The following is a 23918-nucleotide window of genomic DNA, read 5'->3' as shown; positions in this document are numbered from 1 at the left end:
CGCACGGCGGGTCATAGGATGGGTGCATGGCCACGTGCGAACACCTTTCCCAGGCCGACGACCCTGCGGCAAGGACCCCGGAGGGTTGCGAGGAGTGCCTGGCCGACGGAGGGCGCTGGGTGCACCTGCGGCGCTGCCTGGAGTGCGGCCACATCGGCTGCTGCGACTCCTCGCCGGCCAAGCACGCCACCGCGCACTTCCACGCCACCAGCCACCCCGTGATGCAGTCCTACGAACCCGGCGAGGCATGGCGCTGGTGCTTCGTGGACAGCCGGATGGGCTAACGCTCCAGCATCGCCTCTTCGAGGTCGAGCTGCCCCATCAGCTCGCGCAGCACCTCGTCCTCGATGCGGCGCTCGTCGCGCAGGCGCACGAACACCCGGCGCTCGGCCTGGAGCATCTCGCGGCGCAGGCGCCGATAGAGAGCGCTGGGAGTCTCCGCGCCGTCCTGGCCGGTGCCGCCGCCCAGCCGCTCCCACGCCGACAACGACCGGCGCCACGACTTCTCCCTGAGCTGGTCGATGACCTGCTTCTGGATCTCGTCCGGCTCGCCCAGCTCGGCGAGCAGCCGATCCAGCTCCGCCAGCCCCTCCTCCAGCGCCGCCTGCTGGGCAGCCGCCCCGGCCAGGCGGTCCTCGTAGTCCTCCTGGTCGCTCGACACGCGCAACCGCCTGATCAGCGCGGGGAACGTGGTGCCCTGGATGAGGAGTGTGCCGATCACGGTGGTGAACGTCAGGAACAGCAGCATCGCGCGGTCGCGCTCGGGCACCTCGGGCGGGATGGCGAACGCCGCCGCCAGCGACACCACGCCCCGCATGCCCGCCCACCCCAGCAGCGTCACCTGCCGCCGGGAGGGCGGCCGCTCTTCCCTGTGCAGCAGGTTGACCAGGGACGACACCGCGAACAACCACACGAACCTGCTGGCGATCGTCACCACCAGCACCGCTGCGGCATATCCGGCGACCTGCCACGGGCTGACGCCGGTGAGGCCCTCCACCACGGTCTCCAGTTGCAGCCCGATCAGCGCGAACACGATCGACTCGAGCAGGAAGGCGGTGACCTTCCACACGGCGCCGGACACCAGACGCGTCCCGAACCCGCGCAGGTGCATGCGGTGCCCCAGGTGAAGACCGACGATCACGACCGCGATCACGCCGGAGGCGTCCACTGACTCCGCCGCGAGATAGGCGGCGAACGGGATCAGCAACATCAGCGCGTTCTCGACCATCGAGTCGCGCGTGCGCTCGAACAACCACGAGAGCGCGTACGCCAGCGCCATCCCGATCGCCACGCCGCCCGCCGCGGCGAGCACGAACAGGCCCGCGCCCTCGGCCAGGTCGACCGAAGCGCCCACGGCCGCCCCGATGGCCACCCGGTAGAGCGTCAGCGCGGTGGCGTCGTTGAACAGGCTCTCGCCGACGAGGATCGTCAGCGTCTGGCGCGGCAGGCCCAGCCGCCGGCCGACCGCGACGGCCGCCACCGCGTCGGGCGGGGCGACGATCGCGCCGAAAGCGAACGCCAGCGCCAGCGGCAGGCCCGGCAGCAGGAGGTGGACGACCAGCCCCACCACGACCGCGGTGAACACCACCAGCCCGACCGACAGCAGCCCCACAGGCCGCCTGGCCTCGCGCAGCCGCAGGTAGGAACTGTCGAGTGCGGCGGAGTAGAGCAGCGGCGGCAGGAACACGAACAGCGCCAGCTCCGGGTCCAGCGGCACCGGAGGGACCAGGGGCGACACCAGCAGCCCCGCGGCGACCAGCAGCAGCGGCGCCGGCCAGCCCATACGCCGCGCCACGGCCGCTACTGCGACGGCGCCCCCGGCCACCACCAGCAGTTGCAGGCCCATGGTGGGATTCACCGGCGCCCCCTCCCCTCGACCCATCACCCCGCGGTGAGCGTACCCGCGGGAGGGGAGTGGCCTGGCGCACGCCGGCGCGGGGACGGATCCCGCACGAACGAGTCACGCACGAACGGATCGCGCGGGAACGGTTTGCGCGGGGGCACGGACGTGCGGCGGCGGACGCGTCGCGGCGAGGGACCTGCGGGTACCCGTCACCACTCCCTGCGGTCGCTTCTTTCGTGGTAGTCCGGCTGCTCGGGGCGCAGCCGCTCGCCCGTGGAGAACATCGGGTCCCCGACGTACGGGCGGGTCATCTCGGGATCACCCTGTTCCTGGCGGCCGAGGGTCAGCAGCGGGTCCACGGGGTTCTGGTGGGGCGGCACCTGACGCTGCTGCGGGGCCGGGCGGGGCCGGCCGGCCCCCGGGATGCCGTGCATGGGGGTGCCCAGACCGGCCGTGCTCGGCTGGGTCTGCTGAGGCTGCGGTTGTTGCGGCTGGGGCTGCCCGTAGGAGGTGTCGGAGCGGCGTCCGTAAGGGTCGGACGGGTACGGGTCCGACGGATACGGGTCGGGCCGGTGCTGCTGGACAGGCTGGTAGGGGTCGGCGGCCTGCGAGGGGAAGCCCGGCGGGTCGGTGCTGGCCGGCGCCTGACGGCGCTGGTCGCCGGGCATCTGGTAGACCGGTTCGTTCTCGACGTACTGAGGGCCGGTGAAGGGCTCGGCCTGGCCCTGCTGGATGTAGTGCGGGCCGCTCACCGGGTCGGCGGTGTACTGAGGGCCGCTGAAAGGGTCACCGGTGTAGGCCTGCTGCGGGGCGGTCTGGTCGACGTATTGAGGGCCGGTGAAGGGGGTCCGCTCACCGTAGGCGGGGGTGTGCTGCTCTCTGGGGGCCGCGGTCTCGCCATAGGCGGGCGCGTGCTGCTCCCTCGGCGCCGCGCTCTCGCCGTACGAGGCCACCAGTTTGTCCTGGGGTGCCGGCGGCGCACCCCTGGCCACGAGGACGTCGTTGGGCGACAGGGCCGCCGTGGGCCGGTCGTCGGGCTGCGGCTGCTGCGGTGGTTGCTGAGCGTGCTGGGGCGGCCGGTGGTATTGGCCGGTGCCGGGGATGACCTCGGTGCCCGGCTCCTGCGCGGGCACGGCCGGCTGCTCGCCCGTGGCCTCGGCGTAGCCGTCGTCGAGGGTGTCGAGCAGCCGCCCGACGTCCTCCATGGGCATGCGGAAGCTCGCCGTGCACATCTCGCCGCGCCAGAGGCTGAGGACCAGTGTGCCCTCGTGCCAGGTGACGCGGAGACACCGTTCCTGACCTCGCGCATCGAAGAAGACTTCGCCGAACGACGGCAAGGGGACAACTTCCGACATGGAGGACATATTGCTTTAACCAGCCTTTATTCGTCCACTCAACCCCGGAAAACCCTAAGGGACCGGTCTTCCCACCTACACCGGGATTCCTTCTGGTCACGCTCGGTGGAGACTTTCTGGCACCAGCTGGAGTCCCGATCGACCAGTGTGCCATGCGTGCCGTCGCGCCGATTCAGGAATGCCGGGATGCGTCTGGCCGATCACGCCCCGTTCGGCGCGGCGGCCCTGGAATGCAGGTAGCGTTTAGTGCCGTGCCGGACTCCCATCTCCCGTCAGTGGACGAACTGCTCAGCATCGCGGTCAACGCTCTCGGAGGGAGCGAACGGCAGGGCCAGATCACCATGGTCCAGGCCGTGCGGCAGGCTCTCGACGACAAGACGCACCTGGCGGTCCAGGCGGGCACGGGCACCGGCAAGTCAGTGGCCTACCTCGTGCCCTCGATCCGCCACGCGATGGACAGCGAGAAGCCGGTCGTGATCTCCACGGCCACGATCGCGCTGCAGCGCCAGCTTGTCGACCGCGACCTGCCGAGGCTCTCCGAGGCGCTGGGCAAGGAGCTGCCGCACGAGCCGACGTTCGCCATCCTCAAGGGCCGGCGTAACTATCTGTGCCGCTACAAGGCGACGGCGGGCTGGCCCGAGGAGGACGAGCAGGACCAGCTCTTCGACCCGCGCGAGGTGAGCGCCACCGGCCGCATGGTGCAGCGCATCCAGGAGTGGGCCGAGGAGACCGAGACCGGCGACCGCGACGAGCTGGTGCCCGGCGTGAGCGAGCAGGCGTGGCGGCAGTTCTCGGTGAGCGCGCAGGAGTGCCTGGGAGCCACCCGCTGCCCGAGCGGCGCGGAGTGTTTCGCCGAGCTGGCCAGGGCGCGGGCGGGCGAGGTCGACGTGGTCGTGACCAACCACGCGCTGCTCGCCATCGACGCCATGGGCGACCTGCCGGTGCTGCCCGAGCACGAGGTCGTCGTCGTCGACGAGGCCCACGAGCTCGTCGACCGGGTGACGTCGGTGGTCACCGGCGAGCTGTCCGACACCTCGGTGATGCTGGCGGTCCGCCGGGTCGGCCGGCTGATCGAGCAGCCGATCGCCGACCAGCTCATGGAGGCCGGCGAAGACCTCAAGGCGCTGCTGGCCGCCGCACCGCCCGGGCGCATCGACGAGCTCCCCCAGGTGCTCGGGCTGACGCTGGCGCTCGTACGCGACACGGCCTGGCGATGCATCACCGCGCTCGGCCCGCGCAACGCCGACAAGGACGACCCCGACAAGGCGGGTCAGCGCAAGGCCGCGTTCACGGCACTCGACGAGGTGCACGACACCGCGGTGCGCATGCTGGAGGCCTACGGACACGCGGCGGAGGCCGACCGGGCGGAGGTGGTCTGGCTCGACGCCGGCACCGACCGCCGGCCGCCGATGTTGCGGGTCGCGCCGCTGAGCGTCAGCGGCATGCTGCGCGACAAGCTGTTCGGGGAGCGCACGGTGGTGCTCACGTCGGCCACGCTCGCGCTCGGCGGCACGTTCGACCCGCTGGCCGCGCAGTGGGGGCTGGGCGAGGGCAGAAGCTGGCAGGGCATCGACGTCGGCTCGCCGTTCGACCATCCGCGCGCGGGCATCCTCTACGTCGCCAAACACCTGCCCCAACCGGGGCGCGACGGGCTGCCGCAAGCCTACCTCGACGAGATCGCCGAGTTGATCGAGGCGGCCGGGGGCCGCACGCTGGGGTTGTTCTCGTCGATGCGGGCGGCCAAGGCGGCCACCGAGGCGCTGCGCGAGCGGCTGGACGTGCCGCTGCTGTGCCAGGGCGACGACTCGACGATGCTGCTGGTCAAGCAGTTCGCCGAGGACGAGCCGACGTGCCTGTTCGGGACGCTGTCGCTGTGGCAGGGCGTCGACGTGCCCGGCCCGTCGCTGCGGCTCGTGATCATCGACCGGGTGCCTTTCCCGCGCCCCGACGACCCGCTGACCTCGGCGCGGCAGCGACACGTGGCGGCCAAGGGCGGCAACGGGTTCATGGCGGTGGCGGCCAACCACGCCGCCCTGCTGCTGGCCCAGGGCGCCGGCCGCCTCCTGCGCGCCCAGGACGACAAGGGTGTGATCGCGGTCCTCGACCCGCGCCTGGCCACGGCCCGCTACAGCGGCTTCCTCCTGGGTTCCCTTCCGCCGTTCTGGCGCACGAACGACCCGGCCATCCCCCGAGCCGCACTCAAACGCCTCGCGGAAACGGCCTCTGAGGCGCGCGACGGTTAACACATGACCGTTTTCGCGTAACGGCCAACGCCGGACCGGCCGCGTGGCGGTCGACACCCGACCGGCCGCGTGGGCGGCTGACAGTTGCCGGTCGCGTGGGCGGCGGGGTCGGCTGCGCATGCCTGCGGGCCCGGCCATCGACGAAACGGCGTGCCAGAAGCCTTTCGGATGCGCGCCTCCGGTGCCCGACCGCTGCCGGCCGTGCGCACCCTCGGTCACGGGCTTGACCACGGCGAGGGTCAGGAGCGCGCTCCGTAACGGCGGTCCGCCGGTGAAGGGTCAGCGGGCGTTCCCCTGGAAGGCCGTCAGCCACCTGCGGCGGAGCCGTGACGCTAGAAAGGAGAGAGATCCGGACGCTTGGGAGAGACCCCGTCGCCGGAGGAGACGCCGCGGAGGCGGCGGGAGACCCAGGGGACGAGGTGTTCGCGCATCCACTGCGCGTCTTCGCGCCGGCGCGCCCGGGGGTCCACCGCCCGCTCCGGCCAGCCCTTGCGCCAGTCGTCGAACGGCACCCCCAGCACGTCGAGCACGCGCGCGGCGACCAGCCGGTGGCCGTCTTCGTTCATGTGCAGGCGGTCGGCGCTCCATGCCCGCCAGTCACGCAGCCCCTGCATCGACCACTGGTCGACGAGCCGGCACCCGTAGAGGTCGGCGATGGAGCGCAGGTGCAGGTAGAAGATGGCGAAGCGGCCGCGCAGGCGCCGCATCACCGGCGTGTCGCGCGGGTCGACCCCGGTGAACAGCAGCACGTCGGCGCCCCCGGCCCGCAGGTCGCGTACGGCTCGCGCGACCTGCTTGGCCATCACGTCGGGGTCGCTGCCGGGCCTGAGCAGGTCGTTGCCGCCGGCGCAGAAGCTGACCAGGTCGGGCGCCATCTCGACGGCCAGCGGCACCTGCTCGGCGACGATCTGTCCGATCAGCTTGCCGCGCACGGCCAGGTTGGCGTAGCGGAAGCCGGGGTTGTCGGTGGCGAGCCGTTCGGCCACCCGGTCGGCCCAGCCACGGTAGTGGCCGTCCGGCCCGGGGTCGTTCAGCCCTTCGGTGAAGCTGTCGCCGAGAGCGACGAAGGACTTGTAATGCCTCATGAGGTCGTCTTCATCTCCGCGATAGCGTGCAGCGCAAGGATGTATGACTGTAGCCCGAAGCCCGCGATCGTGCCCGTCGCCACCCCGGCCACGACGGAGGTATGGCGAAACTCTTCCCTGGCCGCGGGATTGGAGATGTGCACCTCGACGAGCGGCGCGGTGCGCTGGGCGATGGCGTCGCGCAGGGCGTAGGAGTAGTGGGTGAAGGCGGCCGGGTTGAGCACGACGGGGATGCGGCCGTCGCAGGCTTCGTGGATCCAGCCGATCAGCTCGGCCTCGTCGTCGGTCTGGCGCACCTCGACGTGCTCGCCGAGCTTGCGCCCGGTGTCGCGGCAGAGGGTGGCGAGGTCCTCGAACGTCTCGGCGCCGTAGACGTCGGGCTCGCGGACGCCGAGCCGGCCCAGGTTGGGGCCGTTGAGCACGAGGATCATGCGGAGATCTCCTTGTAGGCGGCTTCGAGCAGCTCTTCTGCGGGATCTTCGAGGCGACCGGGTCGCGCCAGGTCGTCGAGCACGACGAAGCGCTGCTTGGCTCCGCGGTTCTTCTTGTCCAGGCGCATGTGGTCGCGCAGCCGGGGCCAGGCGCCGGCGCGGTAGGAGACGGGCAGGCCGACGCTCGTGAGGATCGACCTGGTGCGCTCGACCAGGTCGGCGCGTCCGGACAGGCGCGACAGCTCGGCGGCGTAGGCCATCCCGATGGCGACGGCCTCGCCGTGGCGGATGGTGTAGTGCTCTTCGCGTTCGATGGCGTGGGCGAGCGTGTGGCCGTAGTTGAGGACTTCGCGCAGGCCGGACTCGCGCAGGTCGGCGCCGACGACGTCGGCCTTGACCTGGATCTTGCGCTCGATCAGCTCGCGGGTGTGCGGGCCGCCGGGTGTGGTGGCGGCCTCGGGGTCGGCCTCGACGAGCGTGAGGATGTCCGGGTCGGCGATGAAGCCGCCCTTGATGATCTCGGCGAGGCCGGCGACGTAGTCGGCTCTGGGCATGCTGTCGAGCGTCGACAGCTCGCACAACACCCCGGCCGGCGGAAGGAACGTGCCGACGAGGTTTTTGCCCTCGGGCGTGTCGATGCCGTTCTTGCCGCCGACGGCCGCGTCGACCATGGCCAGCAGCGTCGTGGGCACGAGCACGACCTGCACGCCGCGCAGCCACGTGCCCGCCACGAACCCGGCCAGGTCGGTGGTCGCTCCCCCGCCCACGCCGATCACGGCGTCGGAGCGGGTCACGCCGTGCCGGCCGAGCGCGGACCACAGGCGCGCGGCCACGTCGACGGACTTGGCCTGCTCGCCGTCGGGCACGGGCAGGTCGGCCACCTCGTAGCCGCGCTCCGACAGGGTCGCGGTGACCGGCCCGGCGAGATCGGGCAGGCTCTCGGGGCGGATGACCGCGACCGTGCGCACGCCCGGTTTGAGCAGCGTCGCCAGCTCGGCCTGCACGCCGGTGCCGACCACGACGTCGTAGGGGCTGTCGCCGCGTACGTGGATGCGCGTCGCGCTCATGCGGGCAGCCCCTTCACGATCTCGTCGGCCAGCTCGGCCGGCTCGCGTTTGTCGGTGACCACGGTCGTCACGGCCAGCCGCTCGTAGACCGGACGCCGCTCGTCCATCAGCTTCTTCAGCTGGCTGCGCGGGTTGAGCACGAGCAGCGGCCTGGCCGAGCCGAGCCCGACCCGCTGCACGGCGTCGGAGAGCCCCACCTGCAGGTAGACCACGTGGTGGCCGTCGAGCATGGCCTGGGTCTCCTCGTTGAGCACGGCGCCGCCGCCGAGGGACAGGATGCCGTCGTGCTCGGCCAGCGCCCTGCGCACGGCCTGGTGCTCGAGCTCGCGGAAGCGGGCCTCGCCGTCTTCGACGAAGATGTCGGAGACGGGCTTGCCCGCCACGGCCTCGACGTCGGCGTCGGTGTCGCGGAACCCGACACCGAGCCGCTCGGCCAGCAGCCGCCCGATCGTGGTCTTGCCTGACCCGGGAGGGCCGATCAGCACGACGATGCTCGCCGATGGCTGTGCACTCATTTGATCACCATGGAAGAGAGGTAGCCGGACAGGTTGCGCGCGACCTCCTCGACGGAGTCGCCGCCGAACTTCTCGAGCGCCGTGTCGGCCAGCACCAGCGCGACCATCGCCTCGGCGACGATGCCCGCGGCCGGCACGGCGCACACGTCGGAGCGCTCGTGGTGGGCCTTGGCCGCCTCACCGGTCTTGACGTCGATGGTGGCCAGGGCCCTCGGCACCGTGGAGATCGGCTTCATCGCGGCGCTGACGCGCAGGACCTCGCCGTTGGTCATGCCACCCTCGACGCCCCCCGCGCGGTTGGTGATGCGCCTGACGCCGTCGTCGGCGGTGTATTCGATCTCGTCGTGGGCGCGGGAGCCGGGCCGCATGGCGGTCTCGAAGCCGTCGCCGACCGCGACGCCCTTGATGGCCTGGATGCCCATGAGCGCCGCGGCCAGCCGCGAGTCGAGCCTGCGGTCCCAATGGGTGTAGCTGCCGAGGCCCGGCGGCAGGCCGTAGGCCAGCACCTCGACGACGCCGCCGAGCGTGTCGCCGTCTTTGTGCGCCTTGTCGATGACGGCGATCATCGCGGCGCTGCCCTCAGGGTCGGCGCACCTGACCGGGTCGTCGTCGATGCGGGCCTGGTCCGCGGCGCCGGGCAGCGTCTCGGCCGGAGTCCTGGCGCCGCCGATGGAGGTGACGTGGCTGACGATGTCGACGCCGAGCGCCTGCTTGAGGAAGCGCCTGGCGACCTCGCCGAGCGCGACGCGGGCCGCGGTCTCGCGGGCGCTGGCCCGGTCGAGCACCTGCCGGGCGTCGTCGAACCCGTATTTCTGCATGCCCGCCAGGTCGGCGTGCCCGGGGCGGGGGCGCGACCTCGGAGCATTGCGGGCCAGGCCCTCCAGCTCGGCCGGGTCGACCGGGTCGGCCGCCATGACCTTCTCCCACTTGGGCCACTCGGTGTTGCCGATGCGGATGGCGACGGGGCTGCCCATCGTGCGCCCGTGGCGCACTCCGCCCACGATCGTCACCTGGTCCTGCTCGAACTTCATCCGGGCGCCGCGGCCATAGCCGAGCCTGCGGCGGCGCAGGGCCTCGTCGATGGCGGCCGTGGTCACCTCGACGCCGGCAGGCAGGCCTTCGAGGACGGCGACGAGTTCGGGCCCGTGGGATTCTCCGGCGGTCAACCAGCGCAACATGACTCCAAGTCTTCCATGTGCGGCCCAGTGGCCGGACCGGCGTTCATCAACCGAGACAGAGCACGCTGAACGCCCCTAGCAGCATGAACGGCCCGAAAGGGAACTCGGTGTGCCGGGTCCCACGCTTCGTCACCAGGAGGGCGACGGCGTACAGCGCGCCCAGCAACTGTCCGGCGAAGGCGGCGACGACCAGCGCCTGCCAGCCCAGCGCCGCGCTCGTCATGCCGATGAGCCCGGCCAGCTTCACGTCCCCCAGACCCATCGCGTACGGCCTGGCGAACCAGAGCAGCGCGTACACGACCGCCAGCGCCGCCCCGCCGGCCAGCGCCGCGGGCAGTTCCCCCGTCGGCACGAGCGCCAGCGCCATGACGGGGTACGCCGGGAGCGTGATCGCGTCGGGCAGCAGGCTCGTACGCCAGTCGACCACGGCCAGAGCCACCCCGATCACGGCGAAGCACGCGTACGGCAGCCCCACCCGCCACGCGACGAGCGCGGTGACGGCGGCGCACACCACCTCGATGGCCGGCGGCCACGGGGGGACGGGGGTGACACCGTCGTCATAGGCATCGGCCAGCGCCCGGATGGCGCGTCCGCACAGGAGTCCGAGCAGCGCCATGAGTGCGACCACGCCCAGACCCTAAACCGCCCGGCCCGCCCCCGCGGGCCGATCGCCCCCAAGCCCCCGCCACGGGAGCCGCGCCGTCTCGCCGCCCCAAGCCCTGGCGCCCAGCCGGTCCGTCGTCGCGCCCCCGCCGGGCGGGGGCGCCCGGCAGGGGCGTTCGAAGGCACGATCCGCCATCGGGGATGGGGCTTCGGCTATTGCGGTCGACGAGCCGATCACGGACACTTCCCGCGTGGACAGGGATCGGTTCGTCAGATTCGCGGTCGTCATCGCGACTTTCGTGCTCGCCCCTGTCCTGCTCGAAATGCTGGCCTGGTACATCGAGGGCGAGGAGTACAACGTCTCCCGCGCCATCACCGTCGTCTCCGTGGTGACAGGGCTGGCCCTGATCGCCCTGATCGCGGGCCGGCTGCGCGGGCGGCTGCCGGCCATGCTGGTCACGGCCATGACCGTGACGGCGGCCGGGGGAATCGTGCTGGGGTTCGCGGCCGGGTTCGGGCCGGTTCTGTGGAACGGGCACATGTCCGGCGAGCTGCTCGGCCTGTCGATGATCGGGATCGCCGCGTTCACCCTGCTGACCGGGACGTACCTGCTGGTCCTCTTCCGGCGCGGCCTGTACGTGCCGCACCTGGAGGCGACGGCGAGCCCGTCGCCGACCACGACCAAGCGCAAGGTGATCGGCGAGTCGGAGATCCTGATCCGCACGCAGCCGGACATCAGCGCGGCGATGGAGAAGGCGCTCGGGAGCTGCGTCTCCATGATCGACCAGGAGGATCTGCACTTCGTGGCGTTCTTCGGCCCCGGCGGCTGCGCCTTCTACACCGACGTGCTCGACGACGCCGACCTGCAGCACTTCTTCCACGAGTCGACACCCGAGGAACGCAGGATCTCCTATCTGAAGCTGAGCCGCCAGATCGACTGGATCGGGCAGCGGCTCGACACGCACCTCAGGCTGCTGGAGAGCGGCACGGTGATCAGGACCGTGCTGGACGTCGAGCGCGGCGCGCTGTTCCACTACTGGGTCGACCACGGCCGCTACGTCGTGGGCGTCACGCTCGACCAGCGCAAGGTCGGCGAGGCCGACGACAAGATGGCCAAGCTCGTCGACATGATCCGCGAGCATTTCACGTTGCCGCCGATCAACCAGCGCAGCCGGCCGGAGCCGGGCGGGAACGTGCGCTCGATCAGGAGGGACCAGGCGTGGCCGGAGTCGGGCTCCTGACCGCCGTCGTGACCGCGCGACCGGTACGCCGTCCCGCATGACACAGTCCGGGTGACGTGCCCTGAGCCGCGTCCGCGTGCAGGACGATGCGTGAAGGAAGGGCGGCCGTCGCCTCCGGCGACGGCCGGGTGGGTCATCGGGTGGCCCTGCGACCCCACGGGAAGCGGCGGCGCCTGCGGGCGGGCTCCACGCGGGCGACGGTGACGCCGCTGAGCTCGCCCACGGTGCCGGACTCGACCGCCGCGAGCGCCGCCAGCACCTCCCCCTCGATCACGAACTGCACAGGACCGGCGACATCCACCACGACCGCCGCCGCCCGCTCCTGCACGGCGGCCTGGCAGACCTGGAGCGCGGTGGCCTGGATGGGCCGGGCGTCCGCACGCCATCTGGCCAGCGCGTCGGCACCGGTGAACGCCAGCACCGCGTGCCTGCCGTCCTGCCCGACGAGCTTGGGCAGGGCCATCTCGCTCTCCTTCTCCTGCCGGAGCCCGTGCGCGCCGACCTCACTTTCGGTCAGCAGGGCGACCACGGGCACGAGCAGCCTGGCGCCGCTCAGCACGGCCAGCACCTCGGCGTCGCCGGCCGTGCCGGCCTCGAAGGCGGCCAGGGCGGCGGCGACGGCGGGAGCGGCGCGGCCGTCGTCGTCAGGGTTCAGAGGCTGCGGGATGCTCGGCACAACCCCCGAGACTACCCGTGCCCGGACCCGGCCCGAAGGCTGGCCCGCAGCGCGCGCACCCCGGCGTTCACGACCCACCTCCGGCTGTGCCCGCCTGGGGCAGCCAGCCGGGCGCCGGCTGTCTGCGTGCGCGGTATGCCCTGGCGACGGCGTCGCGTGCCTGCTCGGCGCCGTCAGCGGTGATCCGGTAGTAGCGGCGGCGCGGGCGTGCCTGCGCCACGTGCGTCTCCGGATCCTCCCACCGGCTCTCCAGCCAGCCGATCTGTTCGAGCCTGGCCAGGATCGGATACACGGTGCCGCTCGGCAACCCCGCCAGCTCGCACAACTCGAGACCGTACCGGTCGCGTTCCGGGTCGATGAGGAGGACGCGGAGCAGAGCCTGGGTCGGCATGGTCATCCGCGGACCGTTCTGCATATCTCGAACTCTATATAGTCACCAGATCCGGACCGCCGACATGCGGGTGACATCATGGTGGCGATGCGGATCGCGCGCCTTCCCCTCGACGAGCAACTCGCCGCCGTGCCCCGCGTCCTGGGCACCAACCCGGTGCTGACCGCCGTGCTGCATCAGGCGAGGACACTCGACCTGCCCGGCTGGTGGGTCGCGGCGGGCGCGATCGTGCAGACCGTCTGGAACCACGTGACCGGGCGCGACCCGGGCTACGGCATCAAGGACTACGACCTGATCTATTACGACCCGTCCGACCTGTCGTGGGAGGCCGAGAACGAGGTGATCAGGATCGGGCGGCGGGTGTTCGGCGGCGTGCCGGTGGAGATCCGCAACGAGGCCAGGGTGCACATGTGGTACGAAGAACGCTTCGGCGTCCCGTGCCCGCCGTACGACAGCACCGAGGACGCGATCGACTCCTTCCCGGCCACGACGTGCGCGCTGGGCGCGCGGATCACGGCGGCGGGCGAGTGGCGGGTGTACGCGCCCTACGGCGTGTCCGACGCCTTCGGCCTGCGACTGCGTCCCAACCCCAGGCTGGCTCCCAAGCACGTGTACGAAGCCAAGGTGACCCGATGGACCAGGGACTGGCCCGAGCTCACCGCCCTCCCCTGGCCCTGACACCGCCCGCCCGCACCGGCCCGGCATCGGCCGCCCACGCCCCGTCGACCGCCGCACGATCGGCGCCCCTGCCGCAACCCCGCGCGCACGGGTGCCCGTGTCACGTCGCGCGATCGGTCACGGGTTTCACCACGGTGAGGGTCAAGAGTGCGCTCCGTGACGGCGGTCCGCCGGTGAAGGGTCAGCGGGCGTTTCCCTGGAAGGCGATCAGCCACCCGCGGCGGGCGGCTGAGCCCGGCGAAGCCGTAAGGAGTCCTAGAAGATCACCCATGGTCGGCGATGGCGGCGACCGGGCCGCCGCCGGACGGGCCCTGGTGGACGGCGGCGACTGAGACGAACACGGCGGGGTCGCCCGTGACCGAGGCCGCCACCCCGCCCACCGTCGCCTTGATCTGCCGGTGCCAGTGCACGTCGGAGTCGTCCAGCATGATGTTGCGGCGTCCCCGCACCCGCCCTGACGGGTCGGCCTCGCACTTCATGAACACGTTCACCAGCCGCCCGCCGAGGTCGGACGGATGCGGGCGCTCCGGCAGCGCCAGCCCGGAGTCCCTGACGGCCTCCCAGATGCCGTCGGCGTCGAGGGCGTCCTTCATGACGCTGTGGCCGATGCGGTAGCGGCCGCCGATCCCGCGTACGTTCCCGACGAGGACGATCTGCGCCCGGTCCAGTTCCACGCCCGACGAGCACGAGGCCACCGACGAGTAGAGCGACAGGTCCTTGTGGATCTGGTCGGCGCGCGGCATGTCGATCTCGCCGAGGGCGACGGCGATGCCGAGGGCGGTGGTGGAGTTGGACAGGTCCATGGAGGGGCCGGTCTCCTCGATGGCGGTGTCCTGGCCGCGGCTCTTGGCGTCGGTGATGGTGGCGAGGGTGAGCAGCGGCGTCTTGGTCTGTACGTAGTGCACGTCGCGCGGGTCGTCGATGCCGGCGATCTTCATGGCCTCGCGCACGCCCGCGGCGACCTTCTCGACCATGGCGGGCCTGCCGATGTCCTCGGGGAGGATCACCTCGCTCATGGCCACGCCCACCGACAGCCGCGGCTCCTCGGACGGGGTCGCGTCGGCCGTGGTGGCGAAGATGGTGGCGTGCGGGCTGAGCACGCCGTCGGTGCCGCCCGACCAGACCAGCGGCACGCTGTCCGGCGCCGGATGCCCGTGCTCGGCGAGCACCTCGCGGAAGGCGCGGTCGGCGAGGATGCGCGTGTAGTCGTTGACGCCGCCGTTGCCCTCGGTCTTGCCGACGACGGCCAGCACCCGGCTCGCCTCGATCACTCCGTCGGCGATGAGCCGTGACAACCCTGAGGCGTCGGTGACGCTCTCGATGGGCACCTTGCGCACTTCTATCGGGTCCGGCATGCGAAGCCCCTTCTTCCAGTACTTTCCCCTGTTCTGGCCCCCTGTCCTGGCGACGCTAGCCGAGCCGGTCAGCGGGGTTCATGGTCAATGTCTGCCCAGGAACGCCGCGGACGATGTCAACGTGCGCTGAGCGGCGGCGGTAGGGTCGCGCCTGTGATTCGCGACGCGCACGTCAACGGGATCAGGCTCGTCTACCGGGAGGAAGGCGATCCTTCCGCGCCCGCGCTCCTGCTGCTCCACGGGCGCACCGCCGACCACAACGACTGGAACGGCATCACCCAGCACTTCGCCGCCCGCCGTCACGTTCTGGCGCTCGATCTGCGCGGGCACGGGGCCAGCGACCGTCCGGGCGAATATCCGCTGCCCGCCATGGCCGAGGACGTCGCCGGGCTGCTCGACCACCTGGGCATCGAACGCGCCACGGTGGTGGGGCACTCGCTCGGCGGCGTGGTGGCCTGTCTTCTGGCCATGAGCCGTCCCGAGCGGGTCGAGCGGCTCGTGCTGGAGGATCCGCCGCAGCCCTACCCGCTGGAGAACCGCGCGCCGCTCGTGGAGGACGGGTCGACGGGGTTCGACTGGCGGATGATGCACGACACCGAGCGGCAACTCGTCGACCCCGATCCGGCCTGGCGGGAGGGGCTGGCGCGGATCACGGCGCCGACGCTGGTGCTGTCGGGCGGGGCGGCGAGCCCGCTGCGCGCGCAGGACGTCGCGGCGCTGATCCCCGGGGCCGAACTGGTCACGATCGAGGCCGGCCACCTCGTCCACGTCAACGCGCGCCGCGCGTTCCTGCGGGTGGTGGACGACTTCCTGGACGGGTCGCCGGCGGCTGCCGGATCGCCGAACGCCTGAACGGGTCGGCGGCGCCCTCCTGATCGTCGAACCAGCTCCCGACTAAACACACCTGGCCGGGGCAAACGTGACATTGTGCCGGAGATCCGCCAAGGTGGAGAGGTGCGAACGAGGCTCAGCGATCATGTGAAGGAACGGCTGGGCACGTTCGGCCTGATGGCGCCGTCCATCGCACAGTGCGCGGTCGGCGCCGCGCTCGCCTGGCTCGCCGCCATCGAGCTGCTCGGCCACCCGCGGCCGATCTTCGCACCGATCTCCGTGCTCATCTGCGTCGGCGTGGGGCTGGGGCAGCGTCTGCGCCGGGTGATCGAACTGGTCGTCGGGGTCAGCCTCGGCGTCGGCGTGGGCGACCTGCTGGTGGCCTGGATCGGCTCGGGCGCCTGGCAGCTCGCGCTCGTGGTGGGGCTGGCGATGGCCGTGGCGGTGCTGCTCAACAGCGGAGCGCTCTTCGTCGCGCAGGCCGGCTCGTCGGCCGTGCTGGTGGCCACCCTGGTGCCTGGCGAGGACGTGGGCGGCCTGGACCGGATGGCCGACGCGCTCACCGGCGGCATCATCGGGATCGCGGCGGTCGCGCTGCTGCCCGCCAGCCCGTTCATGATCGCCGCGAAACACCTGTCCGGGGTGCTGGACGCGCTGTCGACGGTGCTGGAGCAGGCCGCTGCGGCGATCGAGAAGCGGGACGTGGAGCTGGCCGCCGAGGCGCTGGAGGAGGCCCGCAACACGCAGGGAGCGGTCGAGGAGTTCGAGGCGGCGCTGGAGACGAGCAAGGAGATCGCCATGATCTCGCCGGTGCACTGGCATCGGCGGGCCCGGCTGGCCCGCTACGAGACCGCGGCCATGCCGGTGGACCTCGCGCTGCGGAACGCACGCGTGCTGATCAGGCGCACGCTGGCCTCGCTCGGAGAGGTCAGCCCTCCCCCGGCCGCGCTGGCCGAGGCCATGCGGGAGGTGTCGGAGGCGGCGCTGCTGCTGCAGCTGGAGCTGGGGGCGGGCCGCGAGCCGACGCTGGCGCGGCAGGCCCTGCTCGCCGTCGCGGCCCGGGAACGGCCCCCGCAGCTGGGGTTCTCGGCGCACGTCATCATCGCGCAGCTGCGCTCGGTGGTGGTCGACCTGCTCCAGGCGACCGGGATGGAGAACGAGGAGGCGACGGCCGCGCTGACCCCGCTGGACGAGCCGAGCGGCGGCAACGCCCACCGCAGGTGACCGCCCGCCACGACGGGACTGTGCGGCTGCGCGGCAGGACGCTCTCCGTGCCGACGGGACCGCGCCCGCCGGCACGGGTCAGGCCGACAGGCGCTTGAGCCGGGTCACCGCCTCGTCGATGACCTCGTCCTTCTTGCAGAAGGCGAACCGTACGAAGTGCCGCCCGCGTTCGGGATGGTCGTAGAAGACCTGGGTCGGGATCGCCACCACCCCGGCCAGGCCGGGCAGCCGGCGGGTCAGCTCCAGGCCGTCCTCGAAGCCCAGCGGCCGGATGTCGGTCTGCACGAAGTAGGTGCCGGCGGGCTTGAGCACGGAGAAGCCCGCGGCCGTCAGCCCCTCCATGAGCCGGTCGCGCTTGTCCTGGAGACCGGCCCGGAGCGCGGCCACCCACTCCAGCTCGTGCCGCAGCGCGTACGCCACCGCCAGCTGCCACGGGGCGCTCGCCGTGAACGTGAGGAACTGCTTGACCGTCTGCACCGCCGTGACCAGGGCGGGCGGCGCGCACACCCAGCCGGTCTTCCAGCCGGTGACCGAGAACGTCTTGCCCGCCGACGAGATCATCACCGTGCGCTCCCGCATGCCGGGCAGCGTGGCGAGGGGGATGTGCTCGACCCCGTCGAAGGAGAGGTGCTCGTAGACCTCGTCCGTGACGGCGATCAGCCCGCGCTCCTGGCACAGCTCCGCGATGACGGTCAGCTCTTCCCTGGTGAACACCGTGCCGGTGGGGTTGTGCGGCGAGTTGACCAGGATGGCCCTGGTGCGCGGCGTGACGGCGGCGCGCAGCTCGCCGGGGTCGAACGTGAAGCGGCCGGCCTCCGGCCGCATGGTCACGGCCACCAGCCGGGCCTGGGCCAGCGCGATCGAGGCGGCGTAGGAGTCGTAGTAGGGCTCGAACGCGATCACTTCGTCGCCCGGCTCGCACAGCGCCAGCACGCTCGCCGCGACCGCCTCGGTGGCGCCCACCGTGACGAGGATCTCGCCCGCCGGGTCATAGGAGAGGTCGTAGTGGGCCGAGCGGTGCTCGGAGATCGCCTGCCGCAGGTCGAGCACGCCGGGTCCCGGCGGGTACTGGTTGGCGCCCGAGCCGATCGCCTCGACCGCGCGGTCGAGCATCGCGGCGGGCCCGTCGGTGTCGGGGAAGCCCTGGCCGAGGTTGATCGACCCGGTCTGCGCGGCCAGCGCGCTCATCTCCGCGAAAATCGTCGTGCCGAAGGCGCGCATCCTGGAAACAAGTGGTTCGGTCACGTGCCCACACTATTAGTCTCGTGCCGTGATCTCTCGGGTCGTGCTCGCCCTCGCCCTCACGGCGCCCCCCGCCATGAACACCGCCACTCCCGCCATGAGCCCCGCCGTGAGCCCCGCCGTGAGCCCCGCCGGCGACCCCGGCGCGCATTCCGGCACGGCCGCGCGGCATCCGTGCCCGGTGGCCATGCCGCCGGGCACGACCTGCGGTTTCCTGGAGGTCCCCGAGCGGAGGGACACGAACGGGCGGACGGTCAAGGTGGCGTACGCCGTGCGCGAGGCGGGCTCCGGTGACCGCGAAGCGGATCCGGTGGTCTTCATGGGCGGCGGGCCGGGGCCGGCCTCGATGGACGCGATGTCCGTGCTGAGCGCGATGTTCCCCGATCGCGACGTGGTGACGGTCGAACAGCGCGGCGGCCGGCACTCCGAGCCGTCGCTGGGCTGCCCGGAGACAGCGCAGGCGCTGCTCGGGCAGCTGCGGCGGCCCGTTGCCGACAGGACCGCTGACAGGAGCGCCGACCTGCCCGCCGATATCGTCGCGGCGGCCGTACGGTGCCGCGACCGGCTCCGGGAGGAGGGCGTCGACCTGCGGGGGTACCGCACGCGGGAGATCGTGGCCGACGTGGTCGCCCTGCGCGAGGAGCTGGGGTACGACGCGTGGCACCTGTTCGGGGTCGGCTCTTCGACCAGGGTCATGCTCGGCGTGGCCGCGGCCGACCCGGGCGGCGTGCGGTCGGTGGTGCTGGACTCGTTCCTTCCTCCGGGCGCCCGCCGCTACGACGGCGCCGATCGCGACCTCGGCGGCGCGCTCGCCGCGCTGGGGGCCGGGGCGCGGTTCGCGGCCGTGCGGGCCAGGCTGAACGCCTCGCCGGCGCGGGTGCCCACGACGGATCCGGTGCTCGGCGGGGCGTTCACGGCCCACGTGACCGGTGACGACCTGGCCGCGATCATGGCAGGGGCGCTGCGCGAGGCGGACCTGGCCGCGGTGGCGCCCGCGCTGGTCGGCGGGCTCGCCGAGGGGCGTGACGAGCTGCTGCGGCCGCTGGTGGACGCCGCGGGCGAGCGGCTGGCGGCGCGCGTGTGGGGGCTGTATCACGCGGTGCAGTGCCAGGACGAGGTCCCGTTCAACACCTTCACCCCAGAATCACGACTTTTCACCATAAATGCAGACAAAGCGGTATGCGATGCTTGGCAGGTGCCCAGGTCAGAGCCCGTGAACGCCACCCCCTCGGCTCCCGTCTACGTCCTGGGCGGCCGGTACGACCCCGCCGCCCCCGCGGCGACCGCCAGGTCCGCCGCGCAGGCCCTGCCGGACGCCCGCTTCGAGGAGTTCGCCGGCGCCTCCCACGCCGTCTTCCTCACCAGCGCCTGCGCCCGAGGGAAGATCGCCGCGTTCGTCGCCGGCCCGGCCACGGCGCCGGCCACTCCCTGCGCGGCCCCCACCACCGCCACCCGGCCGGGCGACCTGCACGTCACCGCGGCCCCTTACCTGATCTCCCGCTCCCCCTGGCTGGCCGCGCCCTTCGCGGCGTTCGCACTCGCCTCGCTGGTCCAGCTCGTCTCCGGGGCGCTGCGAGGCCGGGCGCCCGCGGCCTTCGCCGGCCTGGCCGGCGTGGCCTTCACCGGGCTCATGGCCCAGTCCGCGCACACCCTGGCCGGCACGTACGGCTCCGCCCTGGCCGTCGGCGTCCCCGGCACCACCGGCCCGTACACGTCGATCGCGGTGGCGTCGGCCGTGCTGACGGCCGCGGCGCTGCTGCGCGACCGCAGGTGGCCCCAGATCGCCGCGACCGCCATCGGCGCCGGATTCCTCATATGGTGGTTCACCTGGTTCCTGTGACGCGCATCCGTGAGCTCGACGCTCTCCGTGGCTTCGCGGTGGGCGGGATCATGCTGGTCAACACCTGGCAGCACACCACGAAGCAGCAGACCGGCGTCGACTGGACCGTCGAGGCGCTGTTCCAGAGCCGGTTCTACCCCATCTTCTCGTTGTTGTTCGGCATCAGCTTCCTGCTGTTCCTGCGCGGCAACAGCCGGTGGGCGCTGCTGAGCAGGCTGTTCTGGCTGTTCTGCTTCGGGCTCGTGCAGCACACCTTCTACGAGGGCGAGGTGCTGACCGACTACGCCTTCTACGGCGCGGTGGTGCTGCTGCCCGCCTCGTTCCTGGCGCCCGGCCTGCCGGTGCTGGTGCTCGGGCTGGCGGTCGTCGGATGGGGGGTGGCCGTCGGCGGCGGGCCGCTGCTGATCCCCGGCCTGTTCCTGGTCGGCATGGCGCTGTGGCAGTTGCGTCCGCCCAGGTGGCTGCTGCTGCCGTCGTTCGCGGTCGCCGTGGCGGCCACCGCGCTGCTGACGGCCGCGTGGTCGTCCACGAACGCCTGGAGCATCTACAGCGTGGCCGCGCTGGCGGGCGCGGCGGCGTACTCGCTGGGGCTGCTGCTCGCGCTGCGGCCGTGGTCGGGTGCTTTGCTGGAGCCGCTGGGCCGGATGGCGCTGACCAACTACGTCTCGGGCACCGCGATCGTCATGCTGGCGGGCCCGCTGGTCGACGCCGACAGGACCCGCTGGTCGGTGGTGGCTCTGACGGTGGTGACCGTGGCCGCGCAGGTGCTGCTGAGCAGGTGGTGGCTGGCGAGGTTCAGGTACGGCCCGCTCGAATGGATCTGGCGCTGCCTCACGTGGTTTCGGCGGGTCCCCAACCGGCTAGAGTCTGGCCGTGACCAGAATCGCCCTCTGCCAGATCCCGGTCTCTCCTGACCCGCCGGCCAACCTCGAGAGAGCGCGGCAGGCGCTCGCCCGAGCCGAGGGCGCCGACCTCGCGATCTTCCCCGAGGCCACCCTCACCCGCTACGGCAGGCGCATCACGAGCCTGGCCGAGCCCCTCGACGGGCCGTTCGTGTCCGGCCTGGCCGAGGCCGCCAAGGAGCACGGTCTCGCGGTGATCGCCGGCGTGTTCGAGCCGGGCGACCAGCGCGTGCACAACACGGCCGTGGCCATCGACGCCCAGGGCACGGTGCGGGCGGCGTACCGGAAGATCCATCTGTTCGACTCGTTCGGGGCGAAGGAGTCCGACCTGGTCGAACCGGGCGCCGAGCCGGTGGTCGTCGAGCTGGCCGGGGTGCGGGTCGGGCTGATCACCTGCTACGACGTCCGCTTCCCCGAGCTGGCCAGGGCGCTGGTCGACCAGGGCGCCGAGCTGTTCGCGGTGATCGCGGCCTGGGGCTCGGGGCCGCTCAAGGAGGACCACTGGGTGACCCTGGTGAGAGCTCGGGCGCTGGAGAACACCATGTGGACCGCGGCCATCGGCCAGGCGCCCAACCCGGCCGAGGCGTCCGACGGCTACGGTGTGGGCCGCAGCATGCTGGTCGACCCGCTGGGCGTGGTGCGCGCCGACCTCGGCACCGCACCGGGTGTGCAGGTCGTGGAGGTCGACCACGAGCAGACCGCGGCCGCCCGCGCCACCTTGCCGTGCCTGGAACATCGGATGCTCCGGGTTCAACAGATCGTAAAGTAGAAGCGTGAGCGGAACGCAGATGCAGAAGGTTGTCCCGCCGCGTCTGCTCGTGCCATATCTGTCGGGCAAGCGCACGGTCATCTCCGGCTACGTCTACCGGGTGCAGGATTGCGTCAGGTTGGCCACGCCGGAGGCGCTCTACCACGGGCTCGACCTGTCGTTCGATGGATCGGAGCTGTTCGCCGAAGTGCCCGAGATCTATGTCATGCGCTGGTTCGCCCGCGACATCGACACCTACGCGGTGCCGTACGGGCCGCACATGGGCGGCGACTGGAGCGACGCCCCGCCGTTCGCCGGCAACGGGTTCACGACCTCGTCGGAGCACGTGGTGCCGCAGTTCCACACCGTTCCGATGCCGATCCCGGCCGGGGCGGAGATCATCCGCGTCACCGCTGAGGGCGAGCGGACCTTCGCCCACTACGACGGGCTGACCTGGCGGCCCTCCGCATGAGCGACGAGATCGTGCCGATCGCCTCCGGGTTCGTGGCCCGTTTCGGCGAGCGCACCCTGCCCGCCGCCCTCGGCCCCGACAGCGACCAGGTGGTGTTGTTCAGCGAGACGGAGCTGGAAGGGTTCGAGCCGGCCTCCGGCTACTGGCGGCGGGTCGTGCCCAGGGCGCAGCTGGAGTGGCTGGTGCTGATCCGCACGGTGGGAGCGTTCGGCGGCGAGCCGTGCATCGTGCTCGACGAGGACGACGACGGCCTGCACATCGCCTACACCGGGCACAGCGGGATGAAGGCGGAGGCACTGGGCTACTGGATGGTCGATCACGGCGCCTACGAGGTCGTGGTGCCCCGCGAGGAGGTCTTCTCGATCCGCGTCGAGCGCGTCCCGGTGCCGTAAGGGGGCCCTGAGCGGACGGGGCCCCGGCGGGGTCACGCCTCCGGGCCACCCGGCGCCTTGACCGGTCCCCAGCCGGCGGGGTTGCCGAGGTTGCGGTAGCGGGCCTGGCGGGCGGCGAGCCGGTCGGCGGGGGCCGCCCGCAGCAGCAGCGCGATCTCGTGCTCAAGCGCCCGCCCCACCCGTTCGCAGAAGTTGCGCGGCTCGTACGCGGCGTCGGGCACCTCGGGGATGACCCGGTCGACGATGCCGTCGCGCCGCAGGTCGGTGGCGCGGATGTGCTGGGCCTGGGCGATCTCGGGGGCGAAGTCGACCGAGCGGTAGAGGATGGCGGAGGCCCCCTCGGGCGGCAGCGGCGACAGCCAGGCGTGCTGCGCGCAGAGCACCCGGTCGGCGGGCAGCAGCGCCAGCGCCGCCCCGCCCGCGCCCTCGCCGAGCAGCAGGCACACGGTGGGCGCGTCGAGCATGACCAGCTCGGCCAGGCAGCGGGCGATCTCGGCCGCCAGGCCGCCCTCCTCGGCCGACTTCGACAGGTCGGCGCCCGCGGTGTCGACGACGGTCACCAGGGGCAGGTCCAGCTCGGCCGCCAGCCGCATGCCGCGCCTGGCCGCGCGGAGCCCGGCCGGGCCCAGCGGCGAGTTGGCGCGCTGGAAGCGCCGGTCCTGGCCGAGCACCACCGCCGGCGCGGTGCCGAACTTGGCCAGCGCCAGCAGCAGCCCCGGTTCGTTCTCGCCCTCGCCGGTGCCGCTGAGCGGGGTCACGTCGGTGGCGGCCAGCTTGAGCAGCGTGCGCACGCCGGGCCGGTCGTCGCGGCGCGAGCGGGTGATCGCCTCCCACGCCTCCACGGGCCGCAGATCCTCCTCGGGGGGATCGCCGGCCACGACGGCGGACCTGTCGGCGGCGAGCACGGCGAGCGCCTTGATCGCGACATCGCGCGCTTCCCCGGCCGACACCACCGCGTCGAGCAGCCCCTTGCGGTGCAGGTTCTCCGACACCTGCACGCCCTCGGGAAAGGGGTAGCCGTGCAGCGACTCGAACACCCTCGGCCCCATGAACCCGATCAGCGCCTCCGGCTCGGCCGCCGCGACGTGCCCCAGCGACGCCCAGGACGCGAAGACCCCGCCGGTCGTCGGATGCCGCAGGTAGACCAGGTAGGGCAGGCCGGCGGCGCGGTGTGCCTGGATCGCGGCGGTGATCTTCACCATCTGCACGAACGCGAGCGCGCCCTCCTGCATCCGCGTGCCGCCCGAGGCCGGCGCGGACAGCAGCGGCAGCCCCTCGCGCGTGGCCCGCTCGACTGCGCTCACGAACCGCTCGGCCGCCGCCACCCCGATCGAGCCCGCCATGAACGAGAACTCGCAGGCCGCGATGGCGACCCTGCGCCCGTCGAGCCGCCCTTCGCCGGTGATCATCGCCTCGTCGTAGCCGGACTTGGCGCGGGCCGCGGCCAGCTCGTCGGCGTAGGAGGAGCCGGGCGGCGCCGGGTCGGCTGGCGGCGCGTCCCACGATGTCCACGAGTCCTTGTCGAGGACCGTGTCGATCAGTGTGCGCGCGTCCGGACGGCTCACTATCACTCCCTAGAAGTCGGACATCCTTGCAATGGTGACGC

Annotated in this window: 24 protein-coding genes; 11 read left to right on the top strand and 13 right to left on the bottom strand. The window is 72.2% G+C overall.

Annotation, left to right across the window (positions count from 1 at the left end; translation table 11 throughout):
* Nucleotides 1-26 precede the first annotated feature (26 nt).
* Nucleotides 27-284: a UBP-type zinc finger domain-containing protein gene (locus tag ACZ6SA_RS10900; RefSeq protein ID WP_347644242.1), complete on the top strand. Its 258-nt coding sequence runs from the start codon at nucleotides 27-29 to the stop codon at nucleotides 282-284.
* Here the strand turns inward: ACZ6SA_RS10900 and ACZ6SA_RS10895 are convergent.
* Together ACZ6SA_RS10895 and ACZ6SA_RS10890 are read right to left on the bottom strand one after the other, a co-directional pair.
* Nucleotides 281-1858, bottom strand: a complete 1578-nt coding sequence (locus tag ACZ6SA_RS10895; RefSeq protein ID WP_347644243.1) for a Na+/H+ antiporter — start codon at nucleotides 1856-1858, stop codon at nucleotides 281-283. The genes ACZ6SA_RS10900 and ACZ6SA_RS10895 overlap by 4 nt on opposite strands.
* Nucleotides 1859-2052: 194 nt before the next feature.
* A complete protein-coding gene (locus ACZ6SA_RS10890; RefSeq protein WP_465827578.1) occupies nucleotides 2053-3198 on the bottom strand; it encodes a hypothetical protein in 1146 nt (381 codons plus the stop codon).
* A gap of 230 nt (nucleotides 3199-3428) precedes the next feature.
* Here ACZ6SA_RS10890 and ACZ6SA_RS10885 point away from each other — a divergent pair, with 230 nt between their 5' ends.
* A complete protein-coding gene (locus tag ACZ6SA_RS10885; RefSeq protein WP_347644245.1) occupies nucleotides 3429-5441 on the top strand; it encodes an ATP-dependent DNA helicase in 2013 nt (670 codons plus the stop codon).
* A gap of 332 nt (nucleotides 5442-5773) precedes the next feature.
* Here the strand turns inward: ACZ6SA_RS10885 and ACZ6SA_RS10880 are convergent, their stop codons facing one another.
* From ACZ6SA_RS10880 to ACZ6SA_RS10855, 6 genes are read right to left on the bottom strand one after another with little or no spacing between them, the layout of a single operon-like run.
* Nucleotides 5774-6526 (bottom strand): SGNH/GDSL hydrolase family protein, encoded by a 753-nt coding sequence (locus ACZ6SA_RS10880; protein ID WP_347644246.1) that lies wholly within the window; start codon nucleotides 6524-6526, stop codon nucleotides 5774-5776.
* The gene (aroQ, locus tag ACZ6SA_RS10875) at nucleotides 6523-6957 is read right to left on the bottom strand and encodes a type II 3-dehydroquinate dehydratase (protein WP_347618235.1); all 435 of its coding nucleotides are present in this window, start codon (nucleotides 6955-6957) and stop codon (nucleotides 6523-6525) included. The genes ACZ6SA_RS10880 and aroQ overlap by 4 nt, the downstream gene beginning before the upstream one ends.
* Nucleotides 6954-8024, bottom strand: coding sequence for a 3-dehydroquinate synthase (gene aroB / locus ACZ6SA_RS10870; protein WP_347644247.1), 1071 nt, complete (start codon nucleotides 8022-8024; stop codon nucleotides 6954-6956). The genes aroQ and aroB overlap by 4 nt, the downstream gene beginning before the upstream one ends.
* Entirely contained in the window at nucleotides 8021-8539 is a 519-nt protein-coding gene (locus ACZ6SA_RS10865) for a shikimate kinase (RefSeq protein ID WP_347644248.1), read from the bottom strand. The genes aroB and ACZ6SA_RS10865 overlap by 4 nt, the downstream gene beginning before the upstream one ends.
* Nucleotides 8536-9717: a chorismate synthase gene (gene aroC / locus ACZ6SA_RS10860; protein WP_465827575.1), complete on the bottom strand. Its 1182-nt coding sequence runs from the start codon at nucleotides 9715-9717 to the stop codon at nucleotides 8536-8538. The genes ACZ6SA_RS10865 and aroC overlap by 4 nt, the downstream gene beginning before the upstream one ends.
* Before the next feature lie 46 nt (nucleotides 9718-9763).
* Nucleotides 9764-10345: a prepilin peptidase gene (locus tag ACZ6SA_RS10855; protein ID WP_347644249.1), complete on the bottom strand. Its 582-nt coding sequence runs from the start codon at nucleotides 10343-10345 to the stop codon at nucleotides 9764-9766.
* A 226-nt stretch (nucleotides 10346-10571) separates the two neighbouring features.
* Between ACZ6SA_RS10855 and ACZ6SA_RS10850 the strand changes: the two genes are divergently transcribed.
* On the top strand, nucleotides 10572-11561 hold the full coding sequence (locus ACZ6SA_RS10850; RefSeq protein WP_347644250.1) for a hypothetical protein: 990 nt from the start codon (nucleotides 10572-10574) through the stop codon (nucleotides 11559-11561).
* A gap of 133 nt (nucleotides 11562-11694) precedes the next feature.
* Here ACZ6SA_RS10850 and ACZ6SA_RS10845 read toward each other — a convergent pair whose 3' ends face one another.
* Together ACZ6SA_RS10845 and ACZ6SA_RS10840 are read right to left on the bottom strand one after the other, a co-directional pair.
* Entirely contained in the window at nucleotides 11695-12237 is a 543-nt protein-coding gene (locus ACZ6SA_RS10845) for an SseB family protein (protein ID WP_465827573.1), read from the bottom strand.
* 67 nt (nucleotides 12238-12304) lie between these two features.
* Complete coding sequence (locus ACZ6SA_RS10840) at nucleotides 12305-12634, bottom strand: PadR family transcriptional regulator (RefSeq protein WP_465827572.1); 330 nt, start codon at nucleotides 12632-12634, stop codon at nucleotides 12305-12307.
* 81 nt (nucleotides 12635-12715) lie between these two features.
* Here ACZ6SA_RS10840 and ACZ6SA_RS10835 point away from each other — a divergent pair, with 81 nt between their 5' ends.
* Nucleotides 12716-13306, top strand: coding sequence for a nucleotidyltransferase family protein (locus ACZ6SA_RS10835; RefSeq protein WP_465827565.1), 591 nt, complete (start codon nucleotides 12716-12718; stop codon nucleotides 13304-13306).
* 263 nt (nucleotides 13307-13569) lie between these two features.
* On the opposite strand, the gene bar is transcribed toward ACZ6SA_RS10835, so the two are convergent.
* The gene (gene bar / locus ACZ6SA_RS10830) at nucleotides 13570-14661 is read right to left on the bottom strand and encodes a barbiturase (protein WP_347644253.1); all 1092 of its coding nucleotides are present in this window, start codon (nucleotides 14659-14661) and stop codon (nucleotides 13570-13572) included.
* Nucleotides 14662-14814: 153 nt separating this feature from the next.
* Here bar and ACZ6SA_RS10825 point away from each other — a divergent pair, with 153 nt between their 5' ends.
* Together ACZ6SA_RS10825 and ACZ6SA_RS10820 are read left to right on the top strand one after the other, a co-directional pair.
* A complete protein-coding gene (locus tag ACZ6SA_RS10825; RefSeq protein WP_347644254.1) occupies nucleotides 14815-15513 on the top strand; it encodes an alpha/beta fold hydrolase in 699 nt (232 codons plus the stop codon).
* A gap of 102 nt (nucleotides 15514-15615) precedes the next feature.
* Complete coding sequence (locus ACZ6SA_RS10820; RefSeq protein ID WP_347644255.1) at nucleotides 15616-16716, top strand: FUSC family protein; 1101 nt, start codon at nucleotides 15616-15618, stop codon at nucleotides 16714-16716.
* A 78-nt stretch (nucleotides 16717-16794) separates the two neighbouring features.
* Here ACZ6SA_RS10820 and ACZ6SA_RS10815 read toward each other — a convergent pair whose 3' ends face one another.
* A complete protein-coding gene (locus ACZ6SA_RS10815; RefSeq protein ID WP_465827564.1) occupies nucleotides 16795-17961 on the bottom strand; it encodes a pyridoxal phosphate-dependent aminotransferase in 1167 nt (388 codons plus the stop codon).
* 25 nt (nucleotides 17962-17986) lie between these two features.
* On the opposite strand from ACZ6SA_RS10815, the gene ACZ6SA_RS10810 reads away from it, so the two are divergent.
* From ACZ6SA_RS10810 to ACZ6SA_RS10790, 5 genes are read left to right on the top strand one after another with little or no spacing between them, the layout of a single operon-like run.
* The gene (locus tag ACZ6SA_RS10810; RefSeq protein WP_465827562.1) at nucleotides 17987-19798 is read left to right on the top strand and encodes an alpha/beta fold hydrolase; all 1812 of its coding nucleotides are present in this window, start codon (nucleotides 17987-17989) and stop codon (nucleotides 19796-19798) included.
* Nucleotides 19795-20712 (top strand): DUF418 domain-containing protein, encoded by a 918-nt coding sequence (locus ACZ6SA_RS10805; RefSeq protein ID WP_347644259.1) that lies wholly within the window; start codon nucleotides 19795-19797, stop codon nucleotides 20710-20712. The genes ACZ6SA_RS10810 and ACZ6SA_RS10805 overlap by 4 nt, the downstream gene beginning before the upstream one ends.
* The gene (locus tag ACZ6SA_RS10800; RefSeq protein ID WP_347644260.1) at nucleotides 20672-21469 is read left to right on the top strand and encodes a carbon-nitrogen hydrolase family protein; all 798 of its coding nucleotides are present in this window, start codon (nucleotides 20672-20674) and stop codon (nucleotides 21467-21469) included. The genes ACZ6SA_RS10805 and ACZ6SA_RS10800 overlap by 41 nt, the downstream gene beginning before the upstream one ends.
* A 4-nt stretch (nucleotides 21470-21473) precedes the next feature.
* Nucleotides 21474-21920, top strand: a complete 447-nt coding sequence (locus ACZ6SA_RS10795; protein WP_347644261.1) for a hypothetical protein — start codon at nucleotides 21474-21476, stop codon at nucleotides 21918-21920.
* Nucleotides 21917-22312 (top strand): hypothetical protein, encoded by a 396-nt coding sequence (locus tag ACZ6SA_RS10790; RefSeq protein ID WP_347644262.1) that lies wholly within the window; start codon nucleotides 21917-21919, stop codon nucleotides 22310-22312. The genes ACZ6SA_RS10795 and ACZ6SA_RS10790 overlap by 4 nt, the downstream gene beginning before the upstream one ends.
* Before the next feature lie 32 nt (nucleotides 22313-22344).
* Here the strand turns inward: ACZ6SA_RS10790 and ACZ6SA_RS10785 are convergent, their stop codons facing one another.
* Nucleotides 22345-23877, bottom strand: a complete 1533-nt coding sequence (locus tag ACZ6SA_RS10785) for a carboxyl transferase domain-containing protein (protein WP_347644263.1) — start codon at nucleotides 23875-23877, stop codon at nucleotides 22345-22347.
* Nucleotides 23878-23918: the final 41 nt, after the last annotated feature.

The organism is Nonomuraea sp. NPDC049378 (genome assembly GCF_055586745.1).
This window is presented reverse-complemented; position numbering and strand designations above follow the sequence as displayed.